This window comes from Pseudomonadota bacterium (genome assembly GCA_039033415.1).
Taxonomy (GTDB): domain Bacteria; phylum Pseudomonadota; class Gammaproteobacteria; order Xanthomonadales; family SZUA-38; genus JANQOZ01.
The window spans coordinates 114,028-129,197 of record JBCCCR010000010.1; the positions used below are offsets into that span (position 1 = coordinate 114,028).

General features: G+C 59.0%; 8 protein-coding genes. 3 read left to right on the plus strand and 5 right to left on the minus strand.

What is annotated here, in order from left to right:
- The first annotated feature begins 114 nt into the window (after nucleotides 1–114).
- Nucleotides 115–1,146, plus strand: coding sequence for a hypothetical protein (locus AAF358_10160; GenBank protein MEM7705905.1), 1,032 nt, complete (start codon nucleotides 115–117; stop codon nucleotides 1,144–1,146).
- Between the two features lie 2 nt (nucleotides 1,147–1,148).
- On the opposite strand, the gene AAF358_10165 is transcribed toward AAF358_10160, so the two are convergent.
- Nucleotides 1,149–4,445: a hypothetical protein gene (locus tag AAF358_10165; protein ID MEM7705906.1), complete on the minus strand. Its 3,297-nt coding sequence runs from the start codon at nucleotides 4,443–4,445 to the stop codon at nucleotides 1,149–1,151.
- Nucleotides 4,446–4,722: 277 nt separating this feature from the next.
- Between AAF358_10165 and AAF358_10170 the strand changes: the two genes are divergently transcribed.
- Nucleotides 4,723–7,032, plus strand: coding sequence for a winged helix-turn-helix domain-containing protein (locus AAF358_10170; GenBank protein MEM7705907.1), 2,310 nt, complete (start codon nucleotides 4,723–4,725; stop codon nucleotides 7,030–7,032).
- 47 nt (nucleotides 7,033–7,079) lie between these two features.
- On the opposite strand, the gene AAF358_10175 is transcribed toward AAF358_10170, so the two are convergent.
- The 3 genes from AAF358_10175 to AAF358_10185 form a co-directional block, all read right to left on the minus strand.
- Complete coding sequence (locus tag AAF358_10175; protein MEM7705908.1) at nucleotides 7,080–8,039, minus strand: hypothetical protein; 960 nt, start codon at nucleotides 8,037–8,039, stop codon at nucleotides 7,080–7,082.
- Between the two features lie 131 nt (nucleotides 8,040–8,170).
- Nucleotides 8,171–8,863, minus strand: coding sequence for a helix-turn-helix transcriptional regulator (locus AAF358_10180; protein ID MEM7705909.1), 693 nt, complete (start codon nucleotides 8,861–8,863; stop codon nucleotides 8,171–8,173).
- Nucleotides 8,864–9,129: 266 nt separating this feature from the next.
- Nucleotides 9,130–11,250, minus strand: a complete 2,121-nt coding sequence (locus tag AAF358_10185; protein MEM7705910.1) for a TonB-dependent siderophore receptor — start codon at nucleotides 11,248–11,250, stop codon at nucleotides 9,130–9,132.
- A gap of 221 nt (nucleotides 11,251–11,471) precedes the next feature.
- On the opposite strand from AAF358_10185, the gene AAF358_10190 reads away from it, so the two are divergent.
- Nucleotides 11,472–12,920, plus strand: coding sequence for a serine hydrolase domain-containing protein (locus tag AAF358_10190; GenBank protein ID MEM7705911.1), 1,449 nt, complete (start codon nucleotides 11,472–11,474; stop codon nucleotides 12,918–12,920).
- On the opposite strand, the gene AAF358_10195 is transcribed toward AAF358_10190, so the two are convergent.
- Nucleotides 12,898–15,045, minus strand: coding sequence for a S41 family peptidase (locus tag AAF358_10195; protein ID MEM7705912.1), 2,148 nt, complete (start codon nucleotides 15,043–15,045; stop codon nucleotides 12,898–12,900). The two genes, AAF358_10190 and AAF358_10195, sit on opposite strands and share 23 nt — an antisense overlap.
- Between the last annotated feature and the right edge of the window lie 125 nt (nucleotides 15,046–15,170).

The window sequence follows — 15,170 nt, forward strand, 5'->3', positions numbered from 1 at the left end:
TGTGCGCCTCGCAAACTAAAAAGGGAACCTGAATCAGCCTGGGGTGATTCTGTTCAATATCTGCAGGGCGCGAACGGCGACACTCGGGCTTCCTCTGCAGCATGGCCAAATTTTGTGGTTAGATTTTATGCTTTTCTCGGCTCCGTCCTACTCCTCAGCAGCAGCAGCTACGCGCAATTGGTTTGGCAACAGCGCGCGCCGATGCAGGTTGGCCGCGGGGAACACGCCAACGCTTTGGTTAATGGCCGTATCTACGCCTTCAACGGCTTAACCTCCAGCGGTCGTGGCCCGGTCGAAATCGAGCGCTACGATCCCGTCATGGACCGGTGGACAGTCGTTTCCACGTTTCCGGATATCGACGACAACGGCCGGGGGCGCGACCATGTCACGGTTTCGCACGCCGTATGGCAAGCGGAAATCTGGTACACGGGCGGCAAGTTTGGCCCGGCCCGCGGCGTCAGCGGGTCCATCCGGGTGGATGTGTTCAACACAGACACCTTGAGTTGGCGACGGGGGCCCGACCTACCGGAACGAGCCTGGGGACATGGCACCGCTGTGGTCGGAAGCCAGCTTCATGTGATCAGCGGCGGCGTTGGCGGCGGCTCGGTCACGGATCAACACTTTGTGCTGGACCTGACCGATGAAGCAGCCGGATGGCAGGAAGCAGCACCGGTACCTTTTGCACAGGTCCACACCAGCGCCGTTGCGCTGGAGGGAAAGATCTACCTTATCGGTGGCGAGACGTCCCATTCCGGCCATCGCGGCATCAACGCCCGAGTTCAGGAATACAACCCGGCAACAGACCAGTGGCGTGACCGGGCGGAAATTCCGGTATCCCGATCCCACCACGAGTGGTCAACCTTTGCGTGGAACGGCCGAATCCTTTCGGCCGGAGGCATCGGCGGCACCAATCCGGTTAGGGCTCAGACCGAGATCTACCAATACTTCCCGCAGACGGATCGTTGGGAATTTGTCGGGCACATGGCCAAGGCTTTCGTGTCCACCGGCGCCAAGGTGATCGACGGATCGCTCTACACCTTTGGCGGCGGGCTCGGCGGGTTCTTTCCCGCCACCTCAGAAACCTGGGTCAGCCCACTAAACGTCGGGCCAGCCAGCACTCTGTTCGCTGACGGATTTGAAGACTAGCATCAGTTGGTAACCTCGAAACTGTCGGCAAAGATTCCCTCAGCACGGACAAAGCAGTCGGTCGGAGGAAAGTTCGGTCCCAGCCGACTCCAGGTTAGATCTCGGACCACATAGTCGACCACCGTATAGCGGTGCGTGTAGCCCACGTTGGACCGCTCGCTGGTCACGTAGGAGTAGGGCTGCGGGCGATAGGCACAACCCGGCGCAGACTCCAGGAAGCCTGGAACCGCACCGGAGTACTGGAGGCCCTCACCCCAAAAAATGGTGCTGGAGTCTTCGCGAGAAACACCGGTTTCAAACGAATACGCGCTCCCGGCCACCACCGGCCCAACGTTGATTTCTACCTCAGCGCCAACTCGGCTGGAGTGGGTAATCGAGTTTGAGGTGCCGTAGGCCGACTCGCCGCTTTCGGTGAGGTCCCAGGAGTCAATCCCGGTCGCACCGACAATGAGATTGCTCCAAATGCGTCCAAAACTGTCATTGACCGTGCCCCCAGGGAGCCCGTCGAAATTTGGACCGCATCCCGCGTCCGTCGGGGCACCGGTCCATGCCAAGTCGCCGCGCACCTGAACATTTCGGTAGACCGGCGTTACCGCGACGGTATCGACCACCCGCGCGAGGAAAAACCCGTCGTTGGCCACCGGGTCACAGACCGACTGCGGGTAGCTCGGCGGCTCCAGGTGAACATCGCCGAACACCTGGATCTCCGCAACCGCCAGACTCGCTGACCCCGGATGCTGGAGCCTAACGTACCGAGCTTCCAGGGGCTGAAAACCGGGTCCATCGCCGCGGGTTCTAATATTCCACCGGTCGACACCGTTTGAGGACCGAGGGTCAGGTGAATAGGTCCGAACGCCAGGTCCGCTGGGCAGACCGTCGCCGACAAACGCGGTAGCCGAAGCATACAGCTCGAACCCCACAAGCGCTTGAGCCTCACCCGCCGAGGGAAACACGCGAATGTTGGTAATGTCTCGGACCTCGCCGAGGTCTACTTCGACATACGGCTGCGATTCAGGGTCAGATTCGATGCTGGTATCGAACAGACCGTCGAACGCGAGTTCTGCGGTTGTCGCATTCGCCGGCGTGATGTTGGTTGTCGCTGGACGGAAGAGCGCGAGGCTGGACCAGTCCGCATGCAGCGGAGCCCACTGTGCCGGCGTACCCGCACCGGTCCCGGCCGCAATGACCGTATCCCAAGTTTCGAGGTCGCTGGCTTCAAAGCTTCTCAACTCGTCACCATTGCCGCTGCGGCGGATCAGTTCGCAAACCCGCAGGGAACTCTCCTGCGCGGCGGCGCCGTTTTGAATCACGTCGTAGGCGTAACAATCAAACGTATTGCTCTCCAGCACCAGCAAGCCCTCACCCGCCGTTTGCGACTGGGTTTGGGTCGCCGTTGACGTAATAGTGGTGCTGAAGATCTCCCCGTTCGCGACCTGGTCATTGCGTCCTGCGGTGGCCTTTACCGTGGTTTTCACACCAATCCCAAACACGTTGCCGCCGGCTGACACGCCCACGTAACCCGAAATATCACTGGCTGTAAACGTGTCGTACTGAGTCGCCTCGGTCGAACCGGCTGATTGGGTTTGTCCGATGGACGCATTGAAACCCGATCCGGGTGTTGTTTGCTGCAGACGGTCCCAGTAGGGCGGGAGATTGACCACCGTACGTATGAGCGGTTCACGAATCCTTGCGCAGCTGGATCCCAGGTCCCCAAGCACCGAGTCATTGTCCCAATCGGCTACCCTGACCTGATTGATCCGCAGGGGCCGATCGCCAAACACCTCCGGCAAATCGAAGCTCCCGACCTGCGAGAAGGTGCCAACATCGGGAAACTCATTCGGATCAGCGGGCCGCGTCATGGCGAACTTGAACACCCGCGGAATAAACTGGTTATTCGCCAGGCGGTCTCTTGCGGTGACGTACACATCGCCGATGGCGTCACCTTCGGCATCCCCCAGCGCCACATCCAGTGGAACAAAGCTCCGTCGCAGATCCAGTGTCGTCGCGACAACCTCAGGACTGGCGGGCCCCACGGCGTCAGGTCGACCCATAGCGTCGAAGCTGACCCGATACATCTCCACCTCCAGTTCGTTTGTTCCATTGAGCTGGCGCGCAACCACAAATTCATCGCCGGGACTCCGGTCCATCTCGCCGACTGCCACGGCGTAAAATTCGAAATTGGAGTCCCCGATAAAGTTGGTATTGGTGCCGGCTTCCAGCGTGAAGCTCGTAATCTCGTTCGTGGTTTCATCCCGCTGTGTCGTGAGGTACCGAACACGTTGGCGGATGCTCTCCCAGGACCCGTTCACGAAACGCTGCTCGTGAATCAGCAGCTCGCTGGCCGCGCTTCCGCCGAAATTGGCCAGATGAAACTTGACGTTCTCTGGGTCATTCGGCGTTTCCGCTGAACCAAAGGTCTGGTCGGCGAAGGTCATACTGGGCGTGGCCCCCTCCGCAGTCCCGGCTGCACGCAGAACCGTCGTCGCACCGTCATAATAAAGAATTACCTGATCACGCCCCTCAAGCAGGGCGTCGCCGGTCGCCATTCGCATGTAGCTGTTCTCCCCAAACGTCGTCCCTGACGGCAGAACCCAGGTCGCCAGAGCGGTATCGCTGGACTGCAGAATGTTGCCGTCCGCGTCGCCGGAGAGGGCGATCACGCGGAGCACGTTCTGGTTGTAGCGAATGGCAATCACCACCTCTTCTTTGCCGTCGGTGCTGCCGTCAAGATCCGCCGCAGCCACCTCCAGATCAATCACGAAGGTGGCGGGTGACACGGTTGTCCACTCATAGGCGCCAAACTGTTCGTTGCTTGACACGTTTTCGGAGTCCTGTCTCACCACCCGGACTCCGAGAGTGCCGTCAGCGTTGGCGCCGACCACAACGAGCTCCTCCAACCCATCTCCATTTAAGTCGGCTGGCGCCGAGGCAAGATCCACGGCATTGACGAGAACACCATCCAGGCTATTGGAACGCTCCAGCGCGAGATCGCCGGAAAGCTGAAAGTTCTGGCTGATCCCCGAGTCATCCTGCACCGTAAGAACCACCTCCTGATCTATCCCGATGGGCAAACGCCGTCCAAAAGGGGTGGCACTGCAGTCAATGGGCGTGCCGCCGCGAATGGCGAAAGGAGATTCGTTAGTTTCGGTGGCCCCGGCAAACCCGGCGGCACCTGAGGCGCAGGCCACAACCAGCCCCAACGTCAGGTTTTTGATGGTATCGGCGAGGCCGCCGGCTCGGAACGTGGGTGATCTGTCTGCTTGTCGCGCGTCTCGGTACAGGTAGTGTTCGATGGACAAAGTACTCTCCCTAGGTCAAAGCCGGCAAAGCTCATGCCGACGAACGTTGCGGAAGAGTAGCCAGGCCCTGATCACGATGTCCTGCGAGAATCCTAAGCAAATCCTAAACAACTCGAAAAACAGACACCTACAGCGGAAAGAAATCAAAAAATTTCATGACCGACCTACCTCGCGTAAATCTCCAGCGGGTGGAAAATGCATCACGACTTGCTAGAATCCGGGCGTCGAAAAGTCAGAGATTTTGTTGTCGGCGAAGCGCTTTGACTCATCGCCGGTTATGACCGATTCACACGTGCTAACCAATCCCTCAGGCAGGCTCGAGCTCGATGACCTGACCGTCGATATCGTCAGCGGCGAGGTGATCCGCGAAGATCCTGCTGGTACTTTTTTCCTGCCGCCTCAGCTCACGAAACTTCTGCGATTTTTTCTCGATCACCACGGCCAGGTTGTGAGCCGCGACCAGCTGCTCGCCGGCGTCTGGGGCCATGAGGAAGGCGGCAGCGACGATGCCGTTAACGTCGCGGTTTCCTCTCTTCGGAAGGCTCTGGGCGATAGCGAGCGACCTTTTCAGCTGATTCAAACGCTACCGCGACGCGGCTACCGCTACCTCGGTCCGACGGTGAGTGAGCGGTTCACTTCACCGCCTGCAGCACTCACTCCGGAAAACACTGACGCCTCGGCTGTTGCCGTAGGTCAGTCAGCAGGTGACAGAACCTGGTGGGGCATCCCGGTTGGCGTCCTCCTGACCCTCACCGTGGCAGGATGGCTGGTGCTGCGTCCAACCCCGTCAGCTCAGGACGATCCGTCGACGTCCGGCCTGGAAACGCTAGCCCCCAGCGTCGCGGTTTTGCCGTTCTTAGATTTGAGCGAGTCCGGTGACCAGCAGGCGTTTGCTGACGCTCTGGTTGATGCCATTCTGCATATGCTCGCCCAGTCGCCCGAGCTACGCGTCATAGCGCGAACATCATCCTTCGCGTTTCGAGACACGGATCTTTCGGCACCAGCCATTGCCCAGGAACTCAACGCGAACGTGTTGCTGGAAGGAAACGTCCAGCGGTCGAGTGAACGTATCCGGGTTGTGGTTCAGCTTATCGACGAGGCAGGTGTTCATATCTGGTCCCGAACCTATGACCGGCCTGCGGGAGATCTGTTTTCGATCCAGGATGCCATCGCACGAGAGGTGGCGCGGACGCTTTCCAGTTCGCTGGAGTCGCAACAGCAAACCACCGACAACCTGGCGGCGTTCGAACAGCTGGCGCTCGGGCAAAAGGAGCTGCTAAGAGATACGGTTGAAGGAGCGCTGGCCGCAAAGACACATTTTCAGCGTGCGCTGGCCCTGGAACCCCGCAACGTTGACGCGATGATCGGCCTCACGGAGGCCATGAGACTTGAGGCACGGCTCAAAGGTTTTCCCCTCGACCACCCCACGTTCCCGGAATTTCAGCGGCTCATCGAAACGGCTTATGAAACCGCACCGGACTATCCGAGAGCCATAGCGGCTCGGGGGTCGCTGGATTTCATCCTTGGGGATCGAGAGCAGGCGGAAGCGAGGTTTCGCCGCGCCGTCTCTCTCTCTCCCAACTACGCTGACGCCATAGTCTCGCTGGGCCGCACCCTTTGGCGGCGCGGGGCGTTTGACGAGGCGTTGGATCAGCTGCGAGTGGCTCATCGACTCGACCCGCTCTCGGATACAACCAACGCTCTGCTGGCGGACGCCTACTGGTCCGTCGGGCGGGCAGAAGAAGCGCTGGCGAGGCTCCGTGAGGGAATCCGGCGCAATCCTCAATTTCCCCGCTACTTCGATCGGATGGCAACGTACCTCAACCAAGTAGGCAATACGGGTGAGGCGATGCGCTATATCCTGGCGCAGCGAGAGCTGGACCCTGCAAGCGGGTTACGCTGGTTTCGCGTCTGCGAGTTCTTTAACCAGCTTGCGGACACCGCCAGCGCCGAGCGTTGCACGGACGAGCTGGAAGCCGCACACGACATGCCCGACCGAATTCTCTACCTTAGACAGCAGATCGCCGGCGCACGCGGAGACTGGGAGAAGGCGAGAACGCTGGTGTTGCAGCTACGCTCACAATTTCCAGAAATGGAGCTGGTGCCGGCAATCGTCGCCGAGTACTACGCCGGCCACGACTGCCAAGTGACGTTAACCACGCTTGAGTCCGCCTACCCGGAATTTTTTCGGCCCCTCCCCGAGCCAAAACCGATGTATATCTTTGGTGCCCTGAACGCGGTGCACTGTCTTCGCGAATCCGGCCGCCACTCAGAGGCGAGCGCGCTCTTGGCGGCCAGCGAAGAGACACTTGAGCGAATACGCCTGATGCGGGCGCCCCACTACGTCAGCGGCTTGGAGGGAATTGTTCTTCAGGCCTTAAAGGGCAACCATGACGCCGCCTTGACTGAGTTTGAGACGGCGGTAGACAGCGGTTGGCGATACTACTGGTGGGGACTCGATCAGAACCCGTCGCTACGACCGCTCTTTGACGAACCGCGTTTTCAAGCGGCAGTCGCTCGCCTCGAGCAGGGTGTTGCGGCGCAGCGCCGTTACTTCGAGCAAAACCGCGACACATCGCTGCTTTAGTTCCGGCTAACGCTCACCATAACGATACTCAGGCCCTGAGTATCGGACTAAGGGTTCCGCAGCGCCGTATCAGCTTTAAAGAGCCCATAGGCTGCGTCCCGCATCGCCTGCCCTGGTACGGACCGCAGCGACTCTGGATCGGCGACCGATAAATCCGCCATCAGCGCTGTCAGGATCTTCTTGTTCGCATAGGAGTGAGGGGACGCTGTGTCGTCACCCTGATCTTCGATGAACTTTTGCAGCACTCTCAACTGCGTCTCATCAGCCATCGCCAGTTCCATCAGCTTTGCGCGATACTCAAGCTCCCACGACGCCATGCTGGGATAGTGGTCTAGGTCCAGAAAGTGCTGCGTTTCGTGCCCGAGAAAGGTAACGCTAAACTCCTCACCCTTCAGGTCTCGGTAGCTTGGCACCACAGCAAACAGCGTACGGTCAGCAACCCAGCCGCCAGCGCCTCGAGTCTCGCATGTCGCGTATCGCCCCCAGCCGGAAATCAGAAAATTGTCCAGAAACGCGACGTCCGTGGCATAGGTTCCATGAGGCATCTCGACGGTGACAGCTCTTCGGTCTTCCTGGCGCCAGATCATCAGCTCCCGCAATACTCCGGTCTGGCCAAGTAACCCGTGTAGACCCTCCGCATTCAATCTCGCCTGTATCGCAGGCTCGATCGTGAGACTGTCTGCCTCATCAGGCAGATTCATGGTTTCTCTCAGCGTCGCCTCGAGCTCGAGGGTGTAGTCGAGTCGCCGGTCCGGTTCGCGCAGGGCCTTGTGCCAATAGTCGATGTAGGCAGCAGCGATCTGGCGGGCAAAGGAATCCGTCTGCGGCAGCGCTGCCGTAAAGGGTTCCGCATGACCAAAACGCTCCAGCATGCAGCTTCGATAATCGCGTTCGCGTTGATTCAAGCTTGAAGCATCAACGGCCTTCAGGATCTCGACCGCGCGGCGCGCGTCACCCTGAAGCCCAGCCCCAATGGCTCGAGCAATCTCGCCCCCGGACTGCACCACCTTTCTATCCGAGACGGAGCGCTTAGATCGGTCAACGTCCGAGTTCGGGGAACACGCAACAACAGCAAGGCTCAGGCACAAAATGAGACGACGCATGGACCATGACTCGAGAAATGGGCTTCTCGGCAGTATCAGGTTCGTGACGGCTTGCTGTCTTGAATATTTTTGATCCCGCGCCAATAGCCCGGTGGTGCTCCGGTCAGCGCCCTAATCGATCGGGTGAAATGCGCCTGGTCGGAGAAATCGAATTGCCCAGCAATATCCACAAGCGCGATATCGGATTGGACGAGCGCCCGGTAAGCGTTGCGAGCACGGGCGGTCGCGCGGTACTGGGCGGCAGACACGCCAAAGGCGCGCTTGAACCCCCGGCTCACGGTACCGGCAGCCAGACCGAAGGTGCGGCACCAGTAGCTGACTGACTTGGACGGATCGTCCCGAATCGCCTTGGCCAAAATTTCGGGCCAATCGGAGAGCGAGGCCGCTTTAGGCCTGACTGATTGAAGCAGCATGGTAACGGCGGCAGTGAGATCCGTTTCGGCTAGCTTCACTACGGCATCGACATCGGAGGAGAATCCGACTGAAGCAATGGGCGGAACAGTGCTCAATTCAAAATTCAGTGTATGAACGTCGTTGCGCTGGTCGATCCAGTTTGCGTGTGACGAAAAACCCTCATGGCTCAGCACGTCGCCAGGCTCTACCCTGAACCGCCCCTGATCTCCGGCCTCGACATACGCGCCCTGCAGCACAAGCGTCACGTAGGGTTTGGCATGCTGATGTCTCGGCAGCATTGCGCCCGCTGGAAGGCTTTCGGCGATTGACGTCACGCGACCTCGCAGACCCTGTGATGAGAGCATCGGAGGAGTAGAACCGACTCGGTGATCTTCTCGCAGGCCTGCTTACGTCTATTCACGGTACGACTCTAGCAGCCCGGGATCCTTTGATCGATCACTCGCTAAGGAAGGTGGCTGCCTCACAGCGGAGCTGCGGACCCGGCCAGGGACAAAAGACGCCGAGCCCGTATCCCGGTTCCCCGCCCCCTCTACAACCAATCGTCAAGCCTGCGACCGTCGCAGGCTTGACGCGGACCGGTTCAGAACCGTGCGGTCACCGTCACCCGGGCGTGAAGGGGCGGAGCCACGGTTGCTTGGTGAGTGCTGTGCGAGTTGGGAAAGTAGAGCTCGTCCGTCAGATTTTCGACGTTCAGCTGCACTCGTGTGTTGCTCGACACATCGTAGTAGGCCGCTGCATCAACCCGCGTGTAGCTTGGCAGGATTGCACTGTTGCTGTTGTTGATGAAGCTGTCGTCCTGGTATGTCACGCCGAGACCGAGACCAAACTTATTCGTTACCTGAAAAGTGTTCCAGAGCGCAAACATGTTCTCCGGCAGTTCCCGCGGTCGTAGCCCCGTGGGTCCTGACCGGTTCACCTGCTCGCCGTCCAGGTTGCTGTAGCTTGCCGAGATAAACCAGCGCTCGTTTAGCTGCCCCTGGAGCTGAAGCTCGAACCCGTCAATTTCCGAGTCGATAATGTCCAGAGTTTCTGGATCATTGTCGGCTACCTGAGGTGAACTCTGTTCGATCTGAAACACGGCCGCTGTGAGACTGAGTACACGATTCAAGTCCCACTTCAGGCCCGCTTCGAGATTGTCGAACGTGTTTGGATCCAGCTGATTGTTGTTGCCATTGATGTTGGCAAACTGCTCGCCGCTGCGCGGCAGGAACGACTCGCTGTAACTTGCATAGATCGACACATTTTCCTGGGGCTTGTAGACAAGGCCTGCACGAGGAGACACCTCTTCGTCCTTTCGACTACGGGTCTCGTTGGCAACGACGTTGAATACTTCGATATCGAAGCTGTCGAAGCGAGCGCCAAGAATCAGGTCAAACTTTTCTGATAGCTCGATCTCATCCTGCAGGTAAAACGAGAAAACGTCGATGTCTACCCGGGTGTCGTCGTTGAGGTCCGCGGTAAAACTGTTGGTTGTTGTTACCCCGGCCGCGTTGACACCAACACCGCCTCGCAGATTCAGGGGCCTGCTGATATCAAAAACCTCGTTATCATCTTGAGTCGTATCCCAAAGCGAGTTGAAACGATCCTGGTCTGAAGAGGTGTCAATGAACTCTGCGCCGAAAAGCACAGAATGGTTGACATTGCCCGTGGCGAATTCACCGATCAAGTTTCCCGAGAGAATCAAGTTCTGCCGGTCGGTGGTGTCGATGTAACCGTCAAGCGTAACCAAGTTAGGTGTTTCGGCCTGGTTGTAACTCGAGGCGTAGAAGTTTTCATACAGCTTGTCGTAGTCGCCATAAAAGAGGCTGACATTCCCTTTCAGGGAACTTGAAAAGTCATGCTGTAGGGCAGCTCGGAATACGTTTGCCTCGATTTCCGTGGTGTTGAGGTCCGGGTCGGCAAACAGATTGTCCTCGAACGCTTCGACGGGCCGGCCATCGGATCCGGTGGGAATACCGCGATCAATAAACCGCTCATGATTGATGTACTCGTAGGACAGATCGAGCGTTGTCGCTTCACTGAACTGAAGTCTAAAGGTTGGATTTAGGCCAAATCGGTCGCCGTCGTAGAAATCGCGATGGTTATCCAGGCCTTCATAGAATGCGTTGACCCGGAACGCTGATCTATCGCTCACCGCGATATTTCGGTCGAGCTGAACGATGTATTCGCCAAAAGTATCGACGCCAAGCTGAAAACTCGCGAGGTCTTCGCCGACCAATCCCTTTTTGGTAACTCGGTTCAAAATGCCGCCGGTTCCGCCGCGCCCGAACAGCAGCGCATTGGGCCCACGAAGAATCTCCACCTGCTCAACGTTATAAAGGGGTCGGTAGTACTGGACGTCGTCGCGTGAACCATCAATGAAAAAGTCCGCGGTCGAGCGAACCCCGCGAAACACGATGGCGTCTCGGTGACCTTCACCTTGGGAGTTATTGACCCCCGGCGCGTAGTTAATGATGTCGCCAATGCTGGTAAAGCCCTGCAGCGTAATCTGGTCAGCCGTGATGATGGACAGGCTTTGCGGAACGTCCAGGACTGGCGTAGGTGTCTTTAGAGCATTCACCTCGTCTGAATAGAGGTATTTCCCGACGACAACGAGTTCTTCAACCTCTTCAGAATCAGTTTCCTGTGCGAGGACCGGCGCAAAGGCAATGGCAAGCGAAAGTGTGCCCGTATAGAGCAGGCGTATTACGGAGTGAGACATGAGTTTTGGGTGTTCTTGGATTGGAAGGAGCGCGACGGTAACGCAAATGCTACTTATTCGCAACAATAAATTCGCGCATTCCTGAACTCGCAACATGCGATGAACTCCAGGGAAAGCGGAAGAACGCCAACCCAGCATTGCAAATTTCTGATCACCGGCAGGCGCAACAGTGAAGTGACAAATGGCTTAGACTTCCGCTGACCAACTCGTGAGTGCAATCGATGCCTTTTCGCCGCCTATTGTGTCTATCTCTCCTCGCTGCCGCTTTCTGGCTCCACGGATGTGCCACCTCTGGCCGATCATCAGCGTCGCCCGACCCTGACCAGATTGCGATTGAGACCGGACTGATTCCGGTGGTGACATTTGAGGAAGAAGGGCCACAGAGAAGACCACTGGTCGATCGGCAGATCGAGCTGGGCGTGCCCGCGGTCAGCGTGGCCGTTCTGCGCCAAGGCGAACTCTCCTGGGCAAAAGGTTATGGCGATGGCGTAAGCGTTCGCACCCAGTTTCAGGCGGCATCGCTCTCAAAAACCTTGGCCGCAGCGGGGTTGCTGATGCTGGCGGAGGAACTGGACGTCAGCGTGGATGATGACTTGGGCCCGGCGCTACCCATCGATATGGACGCGCTCAATCCCGACGGTTATCCGCTCACGCTGCGGAAGCTGCTGTCACACACCAATGGCACCGCGGTGTCCGGCTTTCCCGGTTATCCCGCGGGCAGCGACGTTCCTACCACCGCGCAGATCGTGACCGGAGAAGCACCCACCAACACCGCGCCAGTGACCGTTCGCGCCAATCCGAAGGGCGAGCGGCGCTATTCCGGCGGCGGCTACACCATCGCGCAGCTTTGGGCTGAAGCCGCAACCGGCCAGCCTTTTGCCCAGCTGATGGACCGGCTGCTGCTGGAGCCGCTGGGCATGAGTGACAGCACCTTCAAGCTCGCGACGCCCGCCGAGGCGCAGAGCCTGGACCGGGTCCTTGCCTACGATCGCACCGGCGTGCCGGTGGCCGGCGGCTGGCACCTTTACCCCGAGATGGCCGCCGCGGGACTTTGGACTACGCCGACCGACTATCTCAAGTTTGTTGCTGCCGTCCTGGCCGGTATCAACGGTCGCGACGAAGGCATTCCGCCGCGTATCGCGACACTCATGAGCACCGAGGTGGCCAGCGAATATGGCCTGGGTATCGGCGTTGCTGATATCGATGGGGGCGTCCGCCTGAGTCACAGCGGGGGCAACCGCGGCTACCGTTGCAACTTTATGGCCTACCCAGCGACGGAAGATGCGGTGCTGACCATGACAAACGCCGCGGCTGGCTGGCCATTGGTGGGGGACGTTGGCCGCACCGCCAACGCCACCTACGGCTGGCCCGCGAGACCGCTGCTCAAACACAAACGTACTCCGGTCACGGCAGACGAATTGGCCGTGTTCGAAGGGGAGTACCACGCTGCGGGCAGGGACGACACTACCTATGTGCTGTCGGTCTCCGGCAACGAGCTGGCAGGCCGGACCCCTGACGGCAGCTACACCTTCTCACTGGTCAAAGTTGGGCCCACAACCTTTATCGACCCGCAGGACGGTGAGCAAGCGGAGCTGGTCCCAACCGGTGACGGCAGGGTACAAATCACAACGCCCAACAACATCTATTTCAAACGCGTCGCAGGACGCTAATCCGACGCAAAAAGTCCAGCGCAGCCTCGATGGCAGAGTCACGCTCCGCGTCATATTCGGCGTCGGTGAACACGGGGACGGTAATGTCCGGCGGAATGCCGACCGCCTCAAACAACTCTCCTTCTGGCGAGGCGATCTGGCCGATGGTCAAAGACACGGCCCATTGATTGGGCAGCACCCGCCCGGTCCGAGACAATACACCTGCGGTGGGGGCGCCGATCAGCGTTGCGTGGGGGAGAGAACGAATGGCAAAGGTAAAAGACTCTGCTGCGCTCCCGGTGATGGGGCCAATCAACAACACCAAATCGCCATCGAATGGTGGCCGATCCTCCGGCGAAAGGGTCGTGAGTACAGGTCCAGACAGACTGCCCTCCTGAGTAAAACGACGTTCTGAGAAAATGGTCCGCGATTGACCGCGTAGGAAGCGCCCAGCCAGCTCGTAGCTGACGTTGGCATTGCCGCCACCGTTGCGTCGCATATCGAGCACCAGCTTGTCGACGTTTTCCGACGTAAAAAAATCAAAGACCCGAGTCAGCTCATTTCGCAGAAACGCCACCTGTTCCACGGTCGAATTACCACCTGAGTCGAGCGACCAGGAGCGAACCTCCAGGTACCCGACACCGGGGCCAAGAATGCCGTAGTTGATGTCCCCCGCGGCGGCAACACGTCGAGGGCCCACGACATAGCTGCGAATAATGTTGTCAACCTCAACGCCGGTTACCGCCCGCTGAAAATACGCCTGGACCTCAGGCGTGGCGCCCGACCCGAACCAGCGCGTGGGCGACTGAATACTGGTGTGCAGGTCCCCAAGCGGCGCGACCATATCGGAGAAAACGTCAAACAGCTGATCGCCGTTTGTGGCTGCGGTCACACGTGGCCCAAAGGTGGCCTGCTGCGCGGCCCAGTCAACGCCACGGACGTCAAACGCCGCATAAAGCTCGGCAAACGTTGCGGCAAAAGCGTCGTAGTTCACGACGGGATCAGCCGTAAACGGCGTACCACCTCCCTGGCAAACCGCAGGCAACGCCGACACCCGTCGCAGCCGAACCGTACTCACCGAATCCAGCGTATCCAGTTCCAGGAGCTCACCGTCGGTACTCACGCGCAGATCGGTCGTCGTCGCCACCAAATCATCGGCAGGGGCGGACAGCACAGGCAAACAGGAGGTGGCGGTTACCTGGTACGCCGTTGCGGTCTCGGCCGTCACGTCGGCGGCAAAACCAAACCCAATGGACAACCAATGCCCGACGAAGGTAGACGCATCGGCGGGAACAAAACGGTTTTCGCGGCAGGTCAGTCCATCAATGCCCGTTAGTCGGGTGAGATTGTGATTGCCCGAAGGACCGAAGGCGGGATCCAAATCGTAGTTCACCCAGCCGTTTTCACAGCCGAGGTTCAGCTCGAGACGACCGACGGGCTGACGAACCACGTCGTCCGGATTGTGGTCTGGACCAAAACGCCCGCCCGAGGTTGAGAGCAATTCCATCACCAAAGACTCAGCAGCAACATAGGCGATCCCGGTATACCAGGCCGGGTTTCCAACCGCGTCAAAGGTAAACCAGTTGATAAAGGCGGTTGTGTCATCGAGCACCTGGACGATGAACCCTTCACCGTTGCGCACCGGCAAAAACCAGGAGGCCGTCTGATTCAGAGCCGGAGTAGCTGTTGCACCGGTCGCCACCGAAGTGCAGTCAAAGCCAGCGATTCCGGTCAGGCGTCCCAGCGCCTGAGTTCCGGTCTGCCCGTCCACCTCATAGTCAGCGCTACCGGCATTACAGGAACTGAACGACAGGGTGAGCGTGCCGACGGTCCGGAGACTCACCTCATCTGGATCAAATTCCGGCCCAAATCTGCCGCCGGTAGCTTCCTGCAAATCACTGATTTCGATCGACGAGTCGGTGGCCTCCCCCACACCGATATACCAGCGCTGAGCACCGCTATCGTCATAGGTAAACCAATAAACCAGCGCCTGGTCTTCCGCCAGCACCTCAACAAGAAACCCCGCACCCTCAAACGCTGGATCGAACCATGCGCCGGTCAATGTGCCAGACAGCGCTTCAGCTGGCTGGCTGTGGACGCTAACGGTAAGCCATAGAAAAAGTGCAGCGAAACAACGCTTTGACATGGTCCGCTCCTTTTACCACCGGCGGAGTATAGGCAGAACACGAACCCTGCCGCGTGTACCAAAAGGTCCACATCGGTTTTGTCAGTCGGACGCTTGGGCGTAGCAAAGCTCTGCCGCCCATTCGC

What these genes read in the sequence shown, in the direction of transcription:
- AAF358_10190 (MEM7705911.1), top strand. Translation starts at nt 11,472, where the DNA reads ATGCCTTTTCGCCGCCTATTGTGTCTATCTCTCCTCGCTGCCGCTTTC.
- AAF358_10170 (MEM7705907.1), top strand. Translation starts at nt 4,723, where the DNA reads ATGACCGATTCACACGTGCTAACCAATCCCTCAGGCAGGCTCGAGCTC.
- AAF358_10185 (MEM7705910.1), bottom strand. Translation starts at nt 11,250, where the DNA reads ATGTCTCACTCCGTAATACGCCTGCTCTATACGGGCACACTTTCGCTT.
- AAF358_10195 (MEM7705912.1), bottom strand. Translation starts at nt 15,045, where the DNA reads ATGTCAAAGCGTTGTTTCGCTGCACTTTTTCTATGGCTTACCGTTAGC.